Annotated in this window: 21 protein-coding genes; 20 read left to right on the plus strand and 1 reads right to left on the minus strand. The window is 35.0% G+C overall.

The window, feature by feature from the left end; genetic code table 11:
- The first annotated feature begins 144 nt into the window (after positions 1-144).
- The 12 genes from purE (at position 145) to purD (ending at position 13024) form a co-directional block, all read left to right on the plus strand.
- Complete coding sequence (gene purE / locus AC1RPQ_RS02920; protein ID WP_481761297.1) at positions 145-630, plus strand: 5-(carboxyamino)imidazole ribonucleotide mutase; 486 nt, start codon at positions 145-147, stop codon at positions 628-630.
- On the plus strand, positions 623-1744 hold the full coding sequence (gene purK, locus AC1RPQ_RS02925) for a 5-(carboxyamino)imidazole ribonucleotide synthase (RefSeq protein WP_481761298.1): 1122 nt from the start codon (positions 623-625) through the stop codon (positions 1742-1744). The genes purE and purK overlap by 8 nt, the downstream gene beginning before the upstream one ends.
- Positions 1745-1759: 15 nt before the next feature.
- On the plus strand, positions 1760-3055 hold the full coding sequence (purB, locus tag AC1RPQ_RS02930) for an adenylosuccinate lyase (protein WP_481761299.1): 1296 nt from the start codon (positions 1760-1762) through the stop codon (positions 3053-3055).
- 200 nt (positions 3056-3255) lie between these two features.
- On the plus strand, positions 3256-3975 hold the full coding sequence (gene purC / locus AC1RPQ_RS02935) for a phosphoribosylaminoimidazolesuccinocarboxamide synthase (RefSeq protein ID WP_481761407.1): 720 nt from the start codon (positions 3256-3258) through the stop codon (positions 3973-3975).
- The gene (purS, locus tag AC1RPQ_RS02940; protein WP_409022561.1) at positions 3975-4226 is read left to right on the plus strand and encodes a phosphoribosylformylglycinamidine synthase subunit PurS; all 252 of its coding nucleotides are present in this window, start codon (positions 3975-3977) and stop codon (positions 4224-4226) included. Before purC ends, purS begins: the two co-directional genes overlap by 1 nt.
- A gap of 2 nt (positions 4227-4228) precedes the next feature.
- On the plus strand, positions 4229-4903 hold the full coding sequence (gene purQ, locus AC1RPQ_RS02945) for a phosphoribosylformylglycinamidine synthase subunit PurQ (protein WP_481761300.1): 675 nt from the start codon (positions 4229-4231) through the stop codon (positions 4901-4903).
- A 1-nt stretch (position 4904) separates the two neighbouring features.
- Positions 4905-7127: a phosphoribosylformylglycinamidine synthase subunit PurL gene (gene purL, locus AC1RPQ_RS02950; protein ID WP_481761301.1), complete on the plus strand. Its 2223-nt coding sequence runs from the start codon at positions 4905-4907 to the stop codon at positions 7125-7127.
- Complete coding sequence (purF, locus tag AC1RPQ_RS02955) at positions 7112-8542, plus strand: amidophosphoribosyltransferase (RefSeq protein WP_481761302.1); 1431 nt, start codon at positions 7112-7114, stop codon at positions 8540-8542. The genes purL and purF overlap by 16 nt, the downstream gene beginning before the upstream one ends.
- A gap of 10 nt (positions 8543-8552) precedes the next feature.
- On the plus strand, positions 8553-9587 hold the full coding sequence (purM, locus tag AC1RPQ_RS02960) for a phosphoribosylformylglycinamidine cyclo-ligase (protein ID WP_481761303.1): 1035 nt from the start codon (positions 8553-8555) through the stop codon (positions 9585-9587).
- A 1-nt stretch (position 9588) separates the two neighbouring features.
- Complete coding sequence (gene purN / locus AC1RPQ_RS02965; RefSeq protein ID WP_481761304.1) at positions 9589-10167, plus strand: phosphoribosylglycinamide formyltransferase; 579 nt, start codon at positions 9589-9591, stop codon at positions 10165-10167.
- Positions 10168-10171: 4 nt separating this feature from the next.
- Positions 10172-11710: a bifunctional phosphoribosylaminoimidazolecarboxamide formyltransferase/IMP cyclohydrolase gene (gene purH, locus AC1RPQ_RS02970; RefSeq protein ID WP_481761305.1), complete on the plus strand. Its 1539-nt coding sequence runs from the start codon at positions 10172-10174 to the stop codon at positions 11708-11710.
- 51 nt (positions 11711-11761) lie between these two features.
- On the plus strand, positions 11762-13024 hold the full coding sequence (purD, locus tag AC1RPQ_RS02975; RefSeq protein ID WP_481761306.1) for a phosphoribosylamine--glycine ligase: 1263 nt from the start codon (positions 11762-11764) through the stop codon (positions 13022-13024).
- Positions 13025-13086: 62 nt separating this feature from the next.
- On the opposite strand, the gene AC1RPQ_RS02980 is transcribed toward purD, so the two are convergent.
- The gene (locus AC1RPQ_RS02980; RefSeq protein ID WP_409022794.1) at positions 13087-13293 is read right to left on the minus strand and encodes a cold shock domain-containing protein; all 207 of its coding nucleotides are present in this window, start codon (positions 13291-13293) and stop codon (positions 13087-13089) included.
- Positions 13294-13430: 137 nt separating this feature from the next.
- Here AC1RPQ_RS02980 and AC1RPQ_RS02985 point away from each other — a divergent pair, with 137 nt between their 5' ends.
- From AC1RPQ_RS02985 to AC1RPQ_RS03020, 8 genes are all read left to right on the plus strand, one after another.
- Positions 13431-15089 carry a formate--tetrahydrofolate ligase gene (locus AC1RPQ_RS02985; protein WP_481761307.1) on the plus strand — a complete coding sequence of 553 codons (1659 nt, stop codon included), beginning with the start codon at positions 13431-13433 and terminating at the stop codon, positions 15087-15089.
- A 22-nt stretch (positions 15090-15111) separates the two neighbouring features.
- Positions 15112-15555, plus strand: coding sequence for a signal peptidase II (gene lspA, locus AC1RPQ_RS02990; RefSeq protein WP_481761308.1), 444 nt, complete (start codon positions 15112-15114; stop codon positions 15553-15555).
- Complete coding sequence (locus AC1RPQ_RS02995; protein WP_409022551.1) at positions 15552-16457, plus strand: RluA family pseudouridine synthase; 906 nt, start codon at positions 15552-15554, stop codon at positions 16455-16457. Before lspA ends, AC1RPQ_RS02995 begins: the two co-directional genes overlap by 4 nt.
- Positions 16458-16603: 146 nt before the next feature.
- On the plus strand, positions 16604-17149 hold the full coding sequence (gene pyrR / locus AC1RPQ_RS03000; protein WP_481761309.1) for a bifunctional pyr operon transcriptional regulator/uracil phosphoribosyltransferase PyrR: 546 nt from the start codon (positions 16604-16606) through the stop codon (positions 17147-17149).
- A gap of 136 nt (positions 17150-17285) precedes the next feature.
- Positions 17286-18560 carry a solute carrier family 23 protein gene (locus AC1RPQ_RS03005; protein WP_481761310.1) on the plus strand — a complete coding sequence of 425 codons (1275 nt, stop codon included), beginning with the start codon at positions 17286-17288 and terminating at the stop codon, positions 18558-18560.
- Positions 18561-18574: 14 nt separating this feature from the next.
- Complete coding sequence (locus tag AC1RPQ_RS03010) at positions 18575-19525, plus strand: aspartate carbamoyltransferase catalytic subunit (protein ID WP_481761311.1); 951 nt, start codon at positions 18575-18577, stop codon at positions 19523-19525.
- On the plus strand, positions 19522-20811 hold the full coding sequence (locus AC1RPQ_RS03015; protein ID WP_481761312.1) for a dihydroorotase: 1290 nt from the start codon (positions 19522-19524) through the stop codon (positions 20809-20811). Before AC1RPQ_RS03010 ends, AC1RPQ_RS03015 begins: the two co-directional genes overlap by 4 nt.
- Positions 20812-20814: 3 nt before the next feature.
- Positions 20815-21891, plus strand: coding sequence for a carbamoyl phosphate synthase small subunit (locus AC1RPQ_RS03020; RefSeq protein WP_481761313.1), 1077 nt, complete (start codon positions 20815-20817; stop codon positions 21889-21891).
- Position 21892: the final 1 nt, after the last annotated feature.

Here is a 21892-nt window from a genome sequence, read left to right on the forward strand (position 1 = left end):
AAAGAAATATTAAAAAGAGAAATAGCTTGAATATCCATTAAAATACGAACTATTTTTATTAATTTTTTAATTTCGTCCTTTTTTTGCTTTGACACAACGCTGAGTTGTTGATAGAATAGGTTTATTAAATTTGGAGGTAATCGAATGGCAAAGATAGCAATTGTAATGGGATCGATTTCCGACTGGACCACAATGAAATTTACGGCTAATTTATTAGATGAACTTGATATTGAGTATGATAAAAAAGTTATTTCGGCACATCGAATGCCAATAGAAATGATTAAATTTGCAGAAAGTGCGGATAAAAATGGGTATGAAGTTATTATTGCTGGTGCGGGTGGTGCCGCACATTTACCAGGAATGATTGCAGCTTCAACCGTCATCCCTGTAGTAGGCGTTCCGGTGCAGTCCCATGCGCTAAATGGAATAGACTCTTTACTGTCAATTGTTCAGATGCCTGCGGGAACACCCGTAGCAACTATGGCAATTGGTAAAGCAGGTGCAACAAATGCCGGCATCTTTGCCGCAAAAATTTGTGCCTTAAGTGATTCAACTATAAAAGATAATTTAAAGTCATATCAATTATCACTCCATCAAAAATCTTTGGAAAGTAGTGATTTACTTGATTAAAAGGATATTACCAGGACAAACAATTGGTATTATTGGTGGTGGTCAGCTAGGACAAATGATGACAACGTCTGCAAAAGAAATGGGTTATCGTGTGATTATATTAGATCCGCAAAAAGATTGCCCAGCTGCTCAGGTTGCGGACAAACAAGTGATTGCAGATTATGACGATGAGATTGCTATTTTAAATCTTGCAAAAATGTGTGATGTACTAACGTTTGAGTTTGAAAATGTAGATGCTGATACGATTGATGCAGCAAAGCAATATTGCTATGTTCCACAAGGGTCGACTGCACTGCGTATTTCACAAGATAGAATTAGTGAGAAACAATTTTTGGAAGCTCATAATTATCCAATCGCACCATTTAAATTAATACAAAGTTTTGATGATTTAGAAAATGCCATTAAAATAACTGGGTACCCATCAATTTTAAAAACGATTCGTGGCGGATATGATGGTAAAGGACAAGTTATTTTAAAGACAAGTGCTGATTTGATTGAAGCGGGAAAATTGATTCAAAATAGAACATGCGTGTTAGAAGGCTTTGTTCAGTTTGATCGTGAAGTTTCCGTTATCATTGCTAGAAATGAATTAGGCCAACAAAGTATTTTTCCGATTATCGAAAATCAACATCGTCATAATATTTTACATGAGAGTTCTTGTCCGAGTCGTTTATCGATTGAGACAAGAAAAGAAGTTGAAATTATTGCAAGTCAAATTGCTGATGATTGTTTGTCTGTTGGAACAATGGGGATTGAATTTTTTGTTTCAGATTCAGGTGGCGTTTATGTTAATGAAATTGCACCTAGACCACATAATTCCGGACATTTAACAATTGAGGCCTGTTCCTTATCACAATTTGAAGCGCATATTAGAGGAATTTGTAATTTACCAATGTTAAAACCACAGTTGTTAAGTCATGCTATTATGATTAATATTTTGGGACAACATGTCCAGTCAGTATTAAATGAAATTCAAAATGAAGGTCAATGGCGGTTTCATTTTTATGGTAAAAATGAAGCAAAACAAGATCGTAAGATGGGTCATGTAACGATATTAACCGATAATATTGAGCAAGCTAAAATTGATGTATATCAAACGAAAATTTGGGATTAAGAGAGGAAGATAAAAATGATTGATCGTTATACAAATGCTGAGATGGGTGCCATATGGTCAGATGAAAATAAATATAAAGCTTGGTTAGAAGTTGAAACATTAGCTAGTGAGGCTTGGGTTGAACTAGGCCATGTTCCAGCAGAAGACGCTGAAAAAATTCGTAAAAATGCTAGTTTTGATATTGATCGTATTTTAGAAATTGAACAAGAAACAAAGCATGATGTCGTTGCCTTTACAAGAGCTGTCTCAGAATCTCTAGGGGAAGAACGTAAGTGGGTTCATTATGGATTAACTTCTACAGATGTAGTTGATACAGCGTATGGATCTATTTTAAAACAGGCTAATGAAATTTTGCGTAAGGATATTGAAGAATTTATGGCTGTTTTAGCTGATAAAGCAGTTGAATATAAAGATACTGTTATGATGGGTAGAACACACGGTGTACATGCTGAACCAACAACATTTGGATTGAAAATTGCATTGTGGTATTCTGAAATGAAACGTCATCAAATTCGTTTTAATGATGCAGCATTAGATGTTGAAGCTGGAAAAATTAGTGGTGCTGTAGGAACATTTGCCAATATCCCAATGTTTGTGGAAACTTATGTTTGTGAGCATCTTGGAATTAGACCTCAAGAAATATCGACACAAGTCTTACCACGAGATTTACATGCTAATTATGTTTCTGAGATGGCTCTTCTTGCAACATCGATTGAAAAAATGGCAACAGAAATTCGTGGATTACAAAAAAGTGAGACACGAGAAGTTGAAGAATATTTCGCTAAAGGCCAAAAAGGTTCATCAGCTATGCCACATAAACGTAATCCAATTGGTTCAGAAAATATTACAGGGTTAGCGCGTGTCATTCGAGGACATATGGTCACTGCCTTCGAAGATGTTACATTATGGCATGAACGAGATATTTCACATAGCTCTGCAGAACGTATTATATTACCCGATACAACTATTTTATTAGATTACATGCTACGTCGCTTTACAAAAATAGTTAAAGAATTAACAGTATTTCCGGAAAATATGAAAAAAAATATGGACCGTACTTTTGGTCTTATTTACAGCCAAAGAGTTTTACTTAAATTAATTGATAGTGGCATGTCTAGAGAGGCTGCATATGATTTAATTCAACCTAAGACGGCAATCTCTTGGGATCAACAAATACAGTTCCGTCCCTTATTAGAAGCAGATGAACAAATAATGTCTGCATTAACTCAAGCAGACTTAGATGATGCTTTTGATTATCATTATCATATTAGAAATGTTGATGCTATTTTCGAACGAATTGGTCTCATTTAAAGAAATATGTAAACCATAAAGTTATTTTAATAGCTTTATGGTTTTTTGTTTGCCATAATACGAACTTTAAATTAAAAAAATATAAAAATAATCGTATTTTACCTTGATAAATTATATAGTAATTGTTAAACTATATTTGTAAAGAACGAACTATTTAGTTAAAAAGTATATTTTTATATGTTTTTATTCTTAAGGGGGCTATTCGCTTGGATCAATTGATTTACGAAGGAAAAGCTAAAGATGTTTATCAAACTAATGATGAAGAAGTATTAAGAATGGTATACAAAAACCAAGCTACCGCACTTAATGGTAAACGGAAAGAAGAAATATTAGGTAAGGGATTATTAAGCCATCAAATATCTGATATTATTTTTTCTTATTTAATGGCAAACGGTATTAAAACACATTTCATTGAAGATGTTTCTAAAACCGAACAATTAGTTAAAAAAGTTGAAATAATTCCAATTGAAGTTGTTTTACGAAATACTATTGCAGGTAGTTTTGCTCGTAAATTTGATCAAGTTGAAGGAACTAAATTAACAGTTCCTGTTATTGAATACTATTATAAGAATGATGCTCTAGACGATCCTGGAATAAATGAGTCACAAATTTTTGCGTTAAATTTTGCGACTAAAATAGAAATGGACGAAATAAAGAAACAAGTCCTTCATATTAATCAGCTACTGTATAAATTATTTAAAGACATCAATATTGATTTAATTGATTTTAAACTTGAATTCGGTCGGTATCATGGGGAACTTATTTTGGCAGATGAATTTTCACCTGATAATGCACGTTTATGGGATTCGAAGACACATAAATCATTAGATAAGGATATTTTCAGAAAAAACCAAGGTAGCATTATTCCAGTATATCAAGATGTTTTAAACCGACTAAAAAATCGAAATGAGGTCAAATAATGTATAGTGTAAAAGTTTACGTTACATATAAAGAATCAGTTTTAGATCCGCAAGGTCAAGCTGTTAATGAAGCGATTAACCGATTAGGATTCTCAGGTGTTAGTGACGTTCGAGTTGGTAAATATTTTGTGTTAAAGGTTGAAGCAACTGAATTAGAGATAGACCAAAAAATTGATGCGATTTGTGATAAATTATTAGCTAATCCAAATATGGAGCAATATCGTTACGAACTTGAAAAAGTGGAGGCTTAATCATGAAATTTGCAGTTGTTGTATTTCCTGGTTCAAATTGTGATTATGATTTACTTCACGCTATTCGGGATGGTTTACATGAACAAGCTGAGTTTGTGTCGTATACAGAGGAATCTCTTGATGGTTTTGATGGTGTATTACTTCCAGGTGGATTTTCATACGGCGATTACTTAAGAAGTGGGGCAATTGCCAGTTTATCACCCATTATGAATGAAGTGAGACGTTTTGCGGATGAAGGTAAACTAGTGTTTGGAACCTGTAATGGATTTCAAATGTTAACGGAAATGCAACTACTTCCAGGTGCATTAATTCAAAATAAAAATATTAAATTTATTTGTAAGCCAGTTACTTTGGAAATTGTTAATAATCAAACGCGTTTTACAACTGATTATAAAACGCAAACGACAATTGAATTACCAATTGCTCATGGCGAGGGTAATTATTATTGTGATGATGAAACATTAGCTTCTCTTAAGAAAAATAATCAAATTATTTTTAGATATCAAGATAACCCAAATGGAAGTATTGATAATATTGCTGGAATTATTAATGAGCGTGGAAATGTACTTGGTATGATGCCGCATCCAGAACGTGCTATTGAAGCATTGCTCGGTTCAACGGACGGCCTAAATTTATTTAAATCGATGTTAACGACATACACAGAGGGAGTGGGTTAATTTGGTTACAAAACAAGAACCGACGGCACAAATAATTGAAGATACCAAATTATATCAAAATTGGGGATTAACTGATTCAGAATATAAGTTAATTAAAGATGATATTTTAAGTCGTCAACCTAACTATACTGAAACTGGTTTATTTTCAGTAATGTGGAGTGAGCATTGTTCTTACAAAAATTCCCGCCCCGTTTTAAAACATTTTCCAAATTCTGGGCCGCAAGTTTTACAAGGACCTGGAGAAGGTGCTGGTGTTATTGATATTGGTGATGGTAAAGCAGTTGTATTTAAAGCTGAAAGCCATAATCATCCCTCAGCTGTTGAACCCTATGAAGGTGCCGCAACAGGTGTCGGCGGTATTATCAGAGATATTTTTTCAATGGGGGCAACACCTATTGCACTTCTTGACAGTTTACGTTTCGGTGAACTAGATAATGAGCACACTAAGTATCTTGTTTCAGAAATTGTAGCTGGTATCGGAGGATACGGTAACTGTATTGGTATTCCAACTGTTGGTGGAGAAATAGGATTTGATCCTTGTTATGAGGGTAACCCACTAGTAAATGCAATGTGTGTTGGACTGATTGATCATAAAAATATTCAAAAAGGCCAGGCAAAAGGTGATGGAAATCTAGTTATTTATGTTGGTGCTAAAACGGGTCGTGATGGTATTCATGGGGCAACGTTTGCTTCTGATGAATTTGCTGATGATAAAGAAACACAGCGTTCAGCTGTTCAAGTTGGTGATCCATTCATGGAAAAATTATTAATGGATGCTTGTCTCGAACTTATTCTAGATCATCCAGACTGGTTAGTTGGTATTCAAGATATGGGAGCTGCTGGATTAGTTTCGTCAACTGCTGAAATGGCCTCGAAAGCTAAATCAGGGATGGTACTTGATTTAGATAACGTTCCACAACGTGAAACTAATATGTCTGCTTACGAAATGATGTTATCTGAATCTCAAGAACGGATGGTTCTTTGTATTAAACCTGAATTTGAAACTAAAGTTATCAATTTATTTAAAAAATATGATTTAGAAGCCGTTAATATCGGGTATGTAACAGAAAATACGGATTATGTTTTAATACATGAGGGAAAAATTGTTGCTAATATTCCCGTTGATTCTTTAGCAAGTGATGCACCAGTCTATCATAAGGAACAAAAAGAACCTGCAAGAATCAGCAAATTTAAAGCGCAGTCTGATTTTATACCTGAAATAGAAAATACGAAGCAAACTTGGTTAGATTTGTTACAACAACCAACAATCGCATCCAAAAAATCATTGTACGAAACGTACGATTCTCAAGTTAAAGTCAATACAGTGGTTAGACCTGGTAGTGATGCAGGTGTTATTCGAATTAGAGAAACTAATAAGGCACTCGCAATGACAACAGATTGTAATGCGCGTTATATTTACTTGAATCCTAAGGTTGGTGGTCAAATTGCTGTTTCTGAAGCAGCGCGTAACATAGTTGCATCTGGTGGACAACCACTCGCTATTACAGATTGCTTAAATTATGGACGTCCTGAAAATCCAGAAATTTTTTGGGAATTTGATCAAAGTGCTATCGGTATTTCTGAAGCATGTGACTTATTTAATACACCTGTTATTTCTGGTAATGTCTCTTTATATAATGAATTTAATGAACAAGCCATTTATCCAACGCCAATGATTGGAATGGTTGGTTTAATTAAAGATGTTAAAAATATAACAACGCAAGATTTTAAACATGCTAATGATTTAATTTATTTAGTGGGTACAACTTATAATGATTTTAATGGTTCAGAAATTCAGAAAATGACTACTAACGAGATTTCCGGAGATATTAAACATTTTGATTTAAAGACTGAACAAAGTAACCAAGCGTTTGTTTTAGAAGCTATCGAATCTGGTTTAGTCGAAAGTGCACATGATTTATCTGAAGGTGGTCTAGCCGTTGCTTTAAGTGAATCCGTATTTAAAAACGATTTAGGTATTGATATTAATGTAAATATGACAGATGCACAACTTTTCTCAGAATCACAATCGCGATTCATTTTATCGATTAAATCAGAAAATAAGACAGATTTTGAAAATTTAATGAATCAAACTGCTGAAAAAATTGGCTGTGTTACAGCAGACCAATTAATTAACGTGACGACAAAAGGGAGTAAGATAACTCTTACAACTTCTGAAGCCAAACAAGTTTGGGAGGATGCAATTCCGTGCCTAATGAAATAAGAAGTTTAAATGAAGAATGTGGTGTTTTTGGTGTTTGGGGAAATGAAGATGCAAATCAGATTACCTATTTTGGTCTGCATAGTTTACAACATCGCGGCCAAGAAGGTGCAGGAATTGTATCAAATGATGAAGGTAAACTAATTGGTTATAGAGGATTAGGATTACTATCAGATGTTTTTAGAAATCCTGAAAAAATAAAAAAATTAACCGGTAATGCAGCTATTGGACATGTACGTTATGCAACGGCCGGTAGTAACGGAATTGATAACATTCAGCCATTTTTATTTGATTTTTACGATACACAGTTTGCCTTAGCCCATAATGGTAATTTAACTAATGCGGTAACGCTTAGAAATGAGTTAGAGCAAGATGGGGCTATTTTCAAATCAAGTTCGGATTCAGAGGTTTTGATGCACTTAATTCGTCGTTCATCACAAGACACTTTGCATGAACAGGTTAAAGACGCATTAAATCAAGTACATGGTGGGTTTGCTTACTTATTAATGACGTCAAACTACATGATTGCGGCACTTGATCCAAATGGATTTAGACCACTATCTATTGGTCAAATGGTAAATGGTGCTTACGTCGTTGCAAGTGAAACCTGTGCTTTAGATTCTGTTGGGGCAGAATTCGTTCGCGATGTGAACCCTGGTGAAATCGTCACTATTACTGACGAAGGGCTATCAATTGACGTTTATACAACTGAAACTAAAATGTCAATTTGTTCAATGGAATATATTTATTTTGCAAGACCGGATTCGGATATTTGTGGGATTAATGTCCATTCTGCTCGTAAAAGAATGGGTCGCAAACTAGCACGAGAAACGGGTATTGATGCAGATATGGTTATTGGTGTACCAAATTCCTCATTGTCTGCAGCTAGTGGTTATGCAGAAGAAAGTGGCATTCCTTATGAAATGGGATTAGTTAAAAATCAATATATTGGCCGGACCTTTATTCAACCCACCCAAAGACTTAGAGAACAAGGGGTGCGAATGAAATTATCAGCTGTTAAAAGCGTGGTTAAGGGTAAAAAGATTATTTTAGTCGATGATTCAATTGTTCGGGGGACAACGAGTAAACACATTGTTAGATTGTTAAAAGAAGCTGGAGCTGCTGAAGTTCATTTGCGAATTGCGTCACCACCTCTTAAATACCCTTGTTTTTATGGGATTGATATTCAAAAGCAATCTGAATTAATTGCCGCAAATAAATCAATTGAAGAAATGAAGGCTATTATTGGGGCAGACTCATTAGCATTTCTAAGTGAAGCTGGATTAATTGCTTCAATTGGTTTGAATTTAGATGCCCCATATTCAGGACTATGTATGGCTTACTTTAATGGTGATTATCCAACGCCATTATATGATTACGAGGATGAGTATTTAGCAAACTTAACGACAGAAAAGTGAGGACTTCAAAATGGTAAATGCTTATCAAAAATCGGGTGTTGATGTGAATGCAGGGTATGACGTCGTTAATCGAATTAATAAACAAATGTCACTGGTAAATGAAACAAGTTCAGTTGGTGGATTTGGAGGACTCTTTGATCTCAGTCGATTAGGTATTATAGAGCCACTTATGGTTTCAGGTACTGATGGCGTTGGCACCAAATTGATGGTTGCCTTTGAAACAAATCGACATGACACAATTGGGATTGATTGTGTGGCTATGTGTGTTAATGACATTGTTGCTCAGGGTGCAACGCCTCTATACTTTTTGGACTACTTAGCGACTGGCAAAACTGAACCTCAAAAAATTGAAAGTATTATTTCTGGGGTAATTAAAGGATGTCAAACAGCACATATGAATCTTATTGGTGGTGAAACAGCTGAAATGCCAGGGATGTATCAAAAAACACATTATGATATGGCCGGATTTGCGGTTGGTGTTGTTGAAAAAAGTCAATTAATAGATGGTCATTCAATTCAAGAAAATGACATTTTAATTGGAATTTCGTCAACCGGTATTCATTCAAATGGATTCTCACTTGTTAGAAAGATATTTCTTGAAGACATGGCTTTTAATTTAGATGAAGCTTTACCAGAAATACCTAATGAATCACTTGCTGAAATATTAATGACACCAACAAAAATTTATGTAGATGATCTGATTCCTTTATTTCAAGATAATTTGATTAAAGGCGCAGCACATATTACAGGTGGTGGCTTTATTGAAAATATACCAAGAATGTTACCAGAAGGGCTAAAAGCAACAATTAATCTAGGATTATGGCCAGTACTACCAATTTTTGATGCCATCTCTAGATACGGTGAGATACCCCATTCAGAGATGTATGAAATTTTTAATATGGGTATTGGAATGGTTTTGGCTGTTGATAAAGCTAACGTTGAACAGGTGCTGACACAATTAAATAAAGAAACTGTACACGCTTATGAAATAGGCAGTATAGAAATTAAAAATACTGATCAAACGGTCGAATTGGTAGGTAAATAAAATGGTCAAAGTAGCAATTTTTGCATCAGGGACCGGTTCTAATTTTGAATTTATTGCAGATAATCAGGCATTAAAAGATGCAGGATTAGAAATTGAAGTTTTAGTTTGTGATCGACCAAAAGCGGCTGTCATTAAAAAGGCAGCACGTAGAGGAATTCCAACCTTTATTATTCAACCTAAAGACTTTGAAAATCGTAGTCATTATGAACAAGTGATTGTTAATGAATTAGCTAAGTATCAAATCGACACCATTTTATTGGCGGGTTATATGCGTGTGATTACAAGTACATTATTGAGTAAGTATCCGATGGAAATTATTAATATTCATCCCGCAATGTTACCCCTTTTTCCAGGTATTCATGGAATTGAGGATGCGTATAAGGCAGGTGTTAGTGTAACTGGTGTGACGATACACTACATTGACGAAGGTGTTGATACGGGGCCAATTATAGCGCAACAAAGTATTCCTATTTTACCAAATGAAACACTTGAACAATTGGAAAGTAAGATTCATGATGTTGAACACCAACTATATCCAAAGGTGATTCTAAATTTATTAAACAATAAAAAGGGAGATTAATAAGATGAAAAGAGCTTTGATAAGTGTATCTGATAAAACTGGTGTTGCAGACTTCGCTCAGGGATTAATCAAACGTGGATTTGAAATTATTTCAACTGGTGGTACGTTTAATATTTTAAAGGATGCCGATATCGCTGTAATTAGAATTGAAGATGTGACTCACTTTCCAGAAATGCTTGATGGACGAGTTAAAACATTACACCCAATGATTCATGGTGGGTTATTAGCAAGGCGTGACAATCCAGCTCATATGGCTAAATTAGAAGAAGAACATATTGCCTTAATCGATTTAGTTTGTGTAAACTTATATCCCTTTAAAGAAACGATTGAAAAACCTGGTATTACTGAGTCAGAAGCTATTGAGCAAATCGATATTGGTGGGCCTTCAATGTTGCGTTCTGCTGCCAAAAATTTTGAATCTGTTTATGTTGTTGTCGATAAAGCTGATTATCCGTCTGTTTTAGATAAACTCGATGATGATAAAATGGATAATCAGTTTCGTCGACAATTAGCAGCTAAAGCGTTTAGACACACGGCTGCATATGATACTTTAATATCATCTTATTTAACAAAAGAATTAGAAATTGAATTTCCTGAAAAATTGTCATTAACATATGATTTCAAACAAGGAATGCGTTATGGTGAAAATGCACATCAAAAAGCGGCTTTCTATCAATCAGCTTTACCAAATGCTTTTTCGATTGCTGCCGCTAAACAATTACATGGTAAAGAGTTATCGTATAACAATATTAAAGATGCCGACGCTGCTTTAAAAGTTGTCTCAGAATTTAAGCAACCTGCTGTCGTTGCGATGAAACATATGAATCCTTGTGGGGTTGGTACTGGAGAAACGATTAATGCTGCATGGAAAAAAGCATTTGATGCTGATAAAACGTCAATTTTCGGAGGCATTATTGCCTTAAATCGTGAAGTTGATTTAGAAACAGCAACTGAATTACATCATTTATTCCTTGAAATTATTATCGCACCAAACTTCACAGATGCTGCATATGATATTTTAGCTAAGAAGAAAAATCTTCGTGTTATGACAATTGATTTCAGTCAAAAGGACCAAGCTGATAAATATGAATATGTCTCAGTGATGGGTGGCTTACTTGTTCAAGAACGTGATCAAGTCATTGACCAAATGGAAGAATTAAAAACGGTAACTGAAAAATTACCAACAAGTGATGAAAAAGAAGCAATATTATTCGCTCAAAGAATTGTGAAGCATGTTAAGAGTAATGCGATTGTAATTGCAACTAAGGATCAAACACTTGGAATTGGTGCGGGTCAAATGAACCGTGTCGGATCGGTTAAAATTGCGTTAGAGCAAGCACTAGAACATGGGATGGTAGAACCATTTGTCTTAGCTTCAGATGCTTACTTCCCAATGGATGATAGTGTTGAATATGCTGCTGATCATGGTATTACGGCAATTATTCAACCGGGAGGGTCAATTAAAGACCAAGAGTCAATTGATATGGCTAATCGCAAAAATATTGCTATGGTATTTAGTGGCCGTCGTCATTTCAAACATTAAATTGTTAAAATGAGTCTATCTTTTTAACCTATGAAAGGATTATTTTAAATAATGAAAATTTTAGTTATTGGTTCTGGCGGACGTGAACATGCCATCGCACGTAAATTTATTGAAAGTGATACTGTCTCAGATGTTTACTGTTTACCCGGAAACCCTGGGATGAATAACAACGGGATTAAATCTGTGGGTATTGATATCACTAATTGGATTGGCATGACAACCTTTGTCCGTGAAAATGACATTGATTGGACTTTTGTTGGACCAGAAATTCCACTGATAGATGGCATAACTGATTTTTTTCGTGAAGAAAACCTAGTTATATATGGGCCTTCAAAAGCCGCTGCCCAGTTAGAGGGGTCAAAGGAATTTGCGAAACAAGTTATGGCGTCAGCCAATATCCCGACAGCTAACTATCAGACATTTACCGATTACCAGACTGCATTAGATTATATGACGCACCAATCATTCCCAATAGTTATTAAAGCAAATGGATTAGCTGGTGGTAAGGGCGTTATTATTGCTCAAGATCTATCAGAAGCAACTGATGCTTTGCGTTCATTTTTAGTCCAACAACAATTTAATACAACAGAAGTATTAATTGAAGAGTACCTTGAGGGTGAAGAATTTTCATTGATGGCATTTATTGATCGAGATAAAGTTTATCCGATGCCAATTTCTCAAGACCATAAACGGGCATTTGAGGGAGATAATGGTCCTAATACCGGCGGAATGGGCGCATATTGTCCAGTTCCACAAATTTCAGAAGATGTTGTTACGGAATCAATTGAAAAAATTGTTCAGCCAACAGCGGATGAAATGATGAAACGTGGTATTCCATTCACAGGTATTTTATATGTGGGAGTAATTTTAACTAAAGACGGTCCAAAAGTAATTGAATACAATGTTCGGTTTGGCGACCCCGAAACTGAAGTCGTATTACCAAGATTAAAAACGGATTTTGCATTAGTTATTTCAAAATTATTGCAGCATGAAAGTCCATCTTTACAATGGGAAACAGAGGGAATCACTCTAGGTGTCGTTATTGCCGCTGATGGGTATCCAGAAAATCCTGAAAAAAATATTACATTACCCAATTTAAGTGACTTTAAGTCACTTTCCAACAGAATTGATTTTGCAGGTGTAAAATTAGTTGATAAGAAATTAGTTAGTGCAGGTGGACGCATTTATATTATGCATGAATCAGGCGTAGACATGGCAGATGCACAACAGAAACTTTATCAGTTAATTGCTGATTTTGAAGCACACAAAACATTTTACAGAATGGATATTGGTTATAGGGCGAATCTAAAATAAAAAAACGTTCATGTTTACTTATAGTACAAGTAAGCATGAACGTTTTATGAGTTTATGACAGATTAATTAGTGACAATTGAAACATTTGCGGCCTGTAAACCACGGCTACCTTCTTTAATTTCAAATGTTACATTTTGACCAGTTCCAAGTACTTTAAATGCGTCAGATTGTATAGCGGTATAATGGACAAATATCTCTTTTTCATCACCATAAGCAATGAATCCATAACCTTTTTGTGCGCTAAACCATTCAACAATGCCAGATTCCATATCAAACGCCTCCCAAAATTGGTCGTAAAGTTTAAGTACTTCTACAGTATAGGTAACTTTAACCAGTAGTGCAACTAATGACAATCGCAGTTTTCTCAGTTATACTTAAAAGAACTTAATATGAAGGGATGATCAATTTGAACGATATAGAAATTGCACAAAAAAACGTGATGAAACCAATCGAAGAAGTAGCTAACGAGATTGGTTTGAAAAAAACTGATATTGAACCATATGGTAATTTTAAGGCAAAAATAAACTTACCTTTAGATTTACCTAAAAATAAAAATTCTAAGTTAATTCTCGTTACAGCAATTAGTCCCACTCCAGCTGGAGAAGGTAAATCAACCGTAACAGTTGGTTTAGGGGATGCTATGCATCGTTTGAATGAGAAAGTTATGATTGCTCTCAGAGAACCTTCTTTAGGTCCTGTTATGGGGATGAAGGGTGGCGCAACTGGTGGTGGTTATTCTCAAGTTGTCCCAATGGAAGATATTAATTTACACTTTACAGGTGATATGCATGCTTTAACAACTGCAAATAATACACTTGCTGCTTTGATTGATAATCATATTCAGCAAGGTAACGATTTAAAAATTGATCAAAGACGTATCATTTGGAAACGAGTACTTGATATTAACGATCGTGCATTACGCCATGTTGTAGTAGGCCTTGGTGGCCCAATGCAAGGGATACCTAGAGAAGATGGATTTGATATTACAGTTGCCAGTGAATTAATGGCTATTTTGTGTTTGTCAAAAGATATTAAAGATCTAAAATCAAGAATCAGTGATATTGTTGTAGCATACAATATAGATAAAAAACCAATTACAGTTGCTGATTTAGGTGTAACTGGTGCAATTAGTTTGTTATTAAAAGATGCAATTAAACCTAATTTAGTTCAGACTTTAGAGCATACACCTGCCATTATTCACGGCGGACCTTTTGCTAATATCGCACATGGCTGTAATAGTGTTCTTGCAACACAAACTGCCTTACAATTGGGCGACTATGCAATTACGGAAGCGGGATTTGGGGCTGACTTAGGTGCTGAAAAATTTCTTGATATCAAAACACCAATCTTAGGTAAGACACCTGATACAATTGTTCTTGTTGCTACAATCCGCGCTTTGAAAATGCATGGCGGAGTTGCTAAAACTGAATTGAATACTGAAAATGTTGCTGCTTTAAAAGCAGGATTTGTTAATTTAAAGAAGCATGTTGAAAGTATGCAGCGTTATGGCATTCCAGTTGTTGTTGCTATTAACAAGTTTACTGCTGATACAGATCTTGAAGTCCAAACTTTGATTGAACTTACCTCTGAAATTGGTGTTTCCGCTATACCTGCAGATGTTTGGGGACAAGGTGGTGCCGGTGCTCTTGATTTAGCAAAAAAGGTGATTGAAACAACGAATGAGATTCATGAATTTAAAGCATTGTACGAGGCTGATGATTCTGCTGAAACTAAAATTGAAAAAATTGTTAAAACGATTTATGGTGGCGCTAAAGTTGAATATGCACCTAAAGCAAAACAGCAATTACGTCAGTTTAAAGAATTGGGATGGGATAAATTACCTATTTGTATGGCAAAAACACAGTATTCATTGTCAGATAATGCTAAACTGTTAGGAGCACCTACGGAATTTACAATTCATATACGTGAATTTAATCCTAAATTAGGATCGCGTTTCTTAGTTGCACTAACTGGAAATGTCCTAACGATGCCTGGATTACCTAAAGATCCAGCTGCAAATCATATGGATATTGACGATAATGGCCTAATTTCAGGGTTATATTAATTAAGAATTAAGAGGATTTAATATGATTTTATATGCATTATTAGCAATAATTATTTTAGTTGTAGATCAAGTAGTGAAATACGTGGTTTCAGCTAATATTGCGTTGAACACGAGTCAAACAGTTATACCTAATTTTTTATCGATTGCTAATATTAGAAACGATGGTGCAGCTTGGAGTTTACTGGCTGGAAAACAATGGTTCTTTTTTATTGTTTCTGTTTTAGCATTAGGATTAATGATTTATTACTTTTATAAATATAGAACAAACATGGGCTATAAGTTCAGCATTACATTGATGATTGCTGGAACATTAGGCAACTTTATTGATCGATTGAGATTTGGTTATGTTGTTGATATGTTTCAAACAGATTTTGTTAACTTTCCAATTTTTAACGTGGCGGATACTGCGTTAACAGTTGGCGTTATCATTTTATTAATAATTGTTTTAAAGGAAGACGATAAATGACAGAATTAGTAATTCAAGATGAGACAGGACGTCTCGATAAGGTTATTGCGAAGTTAATGCCTGAAATATCTAGATCAAAAGTACAACGCTGGATTGAAAGTGGCGATATTTTAGTTAATGGTAAAACAGAAAAGACTAAATATGCCGTCCAACCAGGAGATAAAATTAATTTAGTAGAACCTGAACCAGTTGAGTTAGATTTAATACCACAAGATATCCCATTAGACATTGTTTATGAAGATGATGATGTTATTGTTGTGAATAAACCGCAAGGTATGGTTGTTCATCCATCACCGGGGCATGCAGATGGTACATTAGTTAATGCATTATTATTCCATAGTCCTTTATCAACAATTAATGGTGCCTTTAGACCAGGAATTGTTCATCGAATTGATAAGGATACTTCTGGACTTTTAATGGTTGCTAAAAATGATAAAGCACATCAATCATTAGCTGCTCAATTGAAAGCAAAAACGAATATTCGTGAATATATTGCTTTAGTACACCAACCGATTAAAGAAGAATCAGGAATTATTAAAGCACCACTCGGTCGTTCACCAAAAGATCGTATGAAGCAAGCGGTTGTTAAAGATGGACGTCCAGCAGTGACACATTTTAAAGTGGAAAAAAATTATGAAAACTACTCACTTATTAAGTGTCAGTTAGAAACAGGTCGTACACATCAAATTCGTGTTCACATGCAATATATTGGGCACCCAGTTGTAGGTGATCCCTTATATGGGTCACGTAAAACAATTAAAGGGCATGGTCAATTTTTACATGCAGCTAAGCTTGGATTTAAGCATCCAACAACGGGTAAAGAGCTTATTTTTGAAGTACCAATCCCACCTATTTTTAAAAGTACGCTGGATTATCTTGACAAAACAAACGCTATCAGGTAACATGAAAATCAATAAAGTTCCTTTAAAATAGTCCTGTGAGACTAAAAGGTAATGTGCGAATAGATTTCTTTTCTAGAAGTCTGCCTCTTAGTCTAAGTATTTTTAGATTAGGGGGCTTTTTTATTGGAAAAAAGGAGGAATACTAGATGGCAAAAGAAGTAGTAGATTCGTTAGGTATGAAACGTGCTTTAACCAGAATGACATACGAAATTATTGAAAAGAATAAAGGTATTGATAATCTGGTACTGATTGGAATCAAAACAAGAGGCATCTATTTAGCAAGACGAATTGCGGATCGCTTAAAACAACTTGAAGGTGCTGATGTTTCAGTGGGTTCACTAGATATTGCACTTTATCGTGATGACCGACATGATGCAAGTTTAGGTAATGAACCAACTGTTAATACGCAAGGTGAACAAATTGATTTTGATATTACAGGTAAGCAAGTTATATTAATTGATGATGTTTTATATACTGGACGTACAATTAGAGCTGCACTTGATGCTTTAATGGATCAAGGAAGACCTCAAACTATTAATTTAGCCGTTCTTGTTGATCGAGGCCATAGAGAATTACCAATAAGAGCTGATTATGTTGGGAAAAATATTCCTACCTCGTCAGATGAACAAGTATCAGTTTCAGTAGAAGAAATTGATGGCAAAGACTCAATTGAAATTGAAAGAATTAAATAATAAATCGTTAAGATGTTCCAGAGAGAGCAAACGATTTAGAAATCTATTAGGGAATAACGTAGGCCCAAACTAGATTTCAACTTCGAACGCATCTCTCTATAGAGGTGCGTTTTTTATATAGAAAGGAAATGAGAAAATGAAAGAAAAGTTTAGAAATGATGATGCTGTACTTGATATCCATGATAGACCATCATTTGGGCAATGGATGGGATTATCAATTCAACATTTGTTCACGATGTTTGGAGCAACAGTTTTAGTACCTATTCTAGTCGGTTTGAACCCAAGTATTGCTTTATTTAGTTCAGGTGTAGGTACTTTGGTTTATATCGGAATTACAAATGGTAAAATTCCAGCTTACCTTGGTTCAAGTTTTGCTTTTATTGCGGTTATGCAAATGTTAATGAAAACATCCGGTTATCCGGCGGTTGCTCAAGGAACGATTGCAGCTGGATTAGTTTATCTGATTGTTTCAATTATTATCGGAAAAGTTGGTTCAGGTTGGCTTGATCGTATTTTACCACCAGTTGTCGTGGGGCCAGTTGTCATGGTCATCGGATTATCTATGGCAACAACAGCAGCAAGTAACGCGATGTTAAAATCGGGTACTTATGATATTAAATATGTTTGGGTCGCAATCTTCACCCTGGCCATTACAATATTTTTCAATATGTATCTTAAAGGATTCATTAGTTTAATTCCCATTTTATTAGGAATTGTCTGTGGCTACATTATGGCCGTCTTATGTGGAATCGTTGATTTTTCTACGGTAGAAAAGGCAAATTGGCTTACATTACCTGCATTCGATGTTGCATTTATAAATTACCAACCTAAAATTTATTGGAGCGCCATTATTGGTATGGCACCAATCGCATTTGTCACAATGACTGAGCATATGGGTCATATAATGGTTTTAAATAAATTAACGAAAAGAAACTTTTTCAAGGATCCTGGACTAAATAGAACCCTTTTCGGTGATGGTGTATCATCAATTATTGCTGGATTTGTTGGAGGTCCTCCAACAACTTCGTACGGTGAAAATATTGGTGTTTTAGCCATGACTAAGGTTCATAGTATTTGGGTGATTGGTGGCGCCGCATTCTTCGCCATTGTCTTTAGTTTCGTTGGAAAAATTAGTGCTTTGATTCAAAGTATTCCAGGACCAGTTATTGGTGGTATTAGTTTTCTACTCTTTGGTGTTATTGCTTCAAGTGGGTTAAGAATCTTAATCGATAATCAAATTGATTATGATAAAAAGCATAATCTGATGATTACTGCCAGTATCCTAGTGTTAGGAATTGGTGGCATGTACTTAAAAGTAGGCGATTTACAATTAACAAGTATTGCACTTGCAACAGTAGTAGGTATTGCACTAAACCTTATTTTACCTAAAGAAGCTAAAAGCGAAAAATAATAGGAGATGATATTTTGTTAGATAAAAAGACAAATTTAGTTCAGTTACAACATTTAGTATCAATCGAGGATCTATCTACAGAAGAAGTTGAAGCATTAATTGAAAGAGCTGAAAAGTTTAAACGAAATCCGTCATTATTTAACTTAAAACATCCTATCTTTACAACAAATTTATTTTTTGAAAATAGTACCAGAACACATAGTAGCTTTGAAGTAGCTGAGCAACGTATGAAATTAAACATTGTCTCATTTAATCCAAGTATTAGTGCACTCAGTAAAGGTGAAACTTTATACGATACTGTTTTAACAATGGGTGCTATTGGGACTCAAATCGCAGTTATCCGCCATCCTGAGAATGAATATTATCAACAATTAATTGGTGATAATGATTTGGGAGTTGGTATTATCAATGGTGGAGATGGGAGTGGACAACATCCTTCACAATGTTTACTCGATATGATGACGATTAAAGAAGAGTTTGGGACATTTAAAGACTTAAAAGTTGCAATTGTAGGAGATTTAACTAATTCGAGAGTTGCTAAAAGTAATATGCAATTATTAAAAAAATTAGGTGCTTCATTATACTTTTCAGGTCCAAAGGAATGGTTTTCTGAAGAATTTGAAGCATACGGTCAGTATTTAGAAATGGACGAATTAGTTGGTGAAGTTGATGTTATGATGATGCTACGTGTCCAACATGAGCGTCATACGGATGATAGTAAATTTTCGAAAAAGAATTATCATGAAAAATTTGGATTAAGTATTGAACGCGGTAAAAAATTAAAAAAACAAACAATTATTATGCATCCGGGTCCGATTAATAGAGATGTAGAATTAGCCAGTGAATTAGTTGAATGTGAACAATCACGATTTGTAAAACAAATGACGAATGGGGTATTTGTTAGAATGGCCATTTTAGAAGCTGTCATTAACGGACGTCATTTAATGGAGGCTAATAGAGCATGAAGAAATTAATTAAAAACGGAACCGTTTTTTTGAATCATAGTTTTAGCCAACAAGATATCTTGATTGAAGACGACAAAATTAAAGCAATTGGCACTAATTTAGCTGATGAACTGTTAAATGTTGATTTAGTTATTGATGCAGAACATTTAATTGTTGTACCCGGGTTAATTGACGTTCATGTCCATTACAGGGAACCTGGATTTGAATACAAAGAGACGATTAAGACAGGAAGTCAGGCCGCTGCCCGAGGTGGTTTTACCACAGTAGGAGCCATGCCTAATTTAGATCCTGTTCCTGATACGTTAGAACATTTTGCTGAAATAAAGCGACGTAATCAAAAAGACGGACAAGTACATATTTCCCAATATGCTGCAATTACCAAAGGTAGAACTTCTGAAGAATTAGTAAATTTTGGAGAATTAAAAAAAGCCGGGGCATTCGCCTTTACAAATGATGGCTCAGGTATTCAGACAGCTGGAACAATGTATCTTGCAATGAAAGAAGCAGTAAAGGTTAATTTACCACTTGTCTCTCATGTTGAAGATAACTCATTATTATTTGGTGGCGTCATGAACGAAGGTGTTCGTGCAAAAAATCTAGGGCTACCTGGTATTATGGGGGTTGTAGAATCATCACAATTAGCCCGAGATTTAATGCTTGCACAAAAAACGGGTGTTCACTATCATATGTGTCACGTTTCTACAAAAGAAAGTGTGGAATTAATTCGACTTGCTAAGAGTCATGGAATTAATGTTTCCTGTGAAGTTTCACCACATCATTTATTATTAACGGATTCAGACATTCATATGGATAATGGTAATTTTAAAATGAACCCCCCATTACGAACTGAAGAAGATCGCCTAGCTTTGATCGAGGGATTATTAGATGGCACAATCGATATGATTGCGACAGATCATGCACCACATAGTGAAGATGAAAAACGCGGTAGCATGCTTAATGCCGCTTTTGGTATAACTGGAAGTGAAACGGCCTTTCCGTTGTTATATACAAGAATGGTTAAAACAGGGATTTTAACATTAGCCCAACTTATTGTTCTAATGAGTGAAGCGCCAGCCAAACAGTTTAATCTAAATGGTGGTACGTTTGAGCCTGGTTCAGTAGCAGATATTGCAATTTTTGATATCAAAAATGAGCAAACAATTAATGAAGCAGATTATGTCTCAAAAGGTAAAAATAGTCCTTTTACAGGGCAAAAAATTTATGGGAAAACAATGTTAACGCTAGTTAGCGGTGAAATCAAATATGATAGTCGAAAGGTTGAGTAAATCATGAAACGATTCTTAATTTTAGAAGACGGAAGTATTTTTAAAGGATTTAGTTTTGGAGCAATGGCCTCAACTACTGGCGAAGTCGTTTTTACGACTGGAATGACAGGGTACCAAGAAACGATTACAGATCAATCATTCAGTAATCAAATTATCACGTTTACTAATCCTATTATTGGTAATTATGGTGTTAATTTGGATGATTATGAATCAATAGAACCTTCATGCAAGGGCGTTATCGTTAATAATGTTGCTAGGGTTTCTAGCAATTGGCGTCAACAATTAACCTTAGATGAATTTTTAAAACAGAAGGATATTCCTGGAATATATGGCATTGATACACGCGAATTAACAAAGAAATTACGAAATGTAGGAACGATGAAAGGAAGCATTATTGATTCCGATGCTGATTTAAATCATGCCTTTGATGCAATGAGTGCAACTGTACTCAACCAAAATATCGTCCAACAAGTTTCAACGATTAAACCCTATCCTAATCCTGGAACAAAATTAAACATTGTATTAGTCGATTTTGGGTTAAAGCACAGTATTTTGCGAGAGTTATCTAAGCGTGATTGCAACGTAATTGTTTTACCGTATAATGCAACTGCAAAACAAATATCTGATTTACAACCTGATGGTGTCCTATTATCGAATGGGCCAGGGGATCCCAAAACTTTACCGGAGGTTGTTGAGATGATCAAAATGATACAACCTAAATTTCCGATTTTTGGTATTTGTTTAGGACATCAGTTACTAGCACTAGCAAACGGTGCAGATACATATAAAATGAAATTCGGACATCGTGGATTTAATCATCCGGTTAGAGAAATTGCAACTGGACGAATTGATTTCACCTCACAAAATCATGGATTTGCGGTGGATAGCGATTCTATCGATTCAGATAAACTGATAGTGACACATCGTGAAATTAATGACGAGTCTGTTGAAGGAATTAAACATAAAACTGATCCAGCATTTAGTGTCCAATTTCATCCGGATGCTGCGCCTGGTCCACATGATGCAGATTATTTATTTGATGAATTTATTGAAATGATAAACCGAGTTGGGAGAAAATAAA

The sequence above is a fragment of the Dellaglioa sp. CoH-57-MRSF-21 genome (assembly GCF_056781915.1).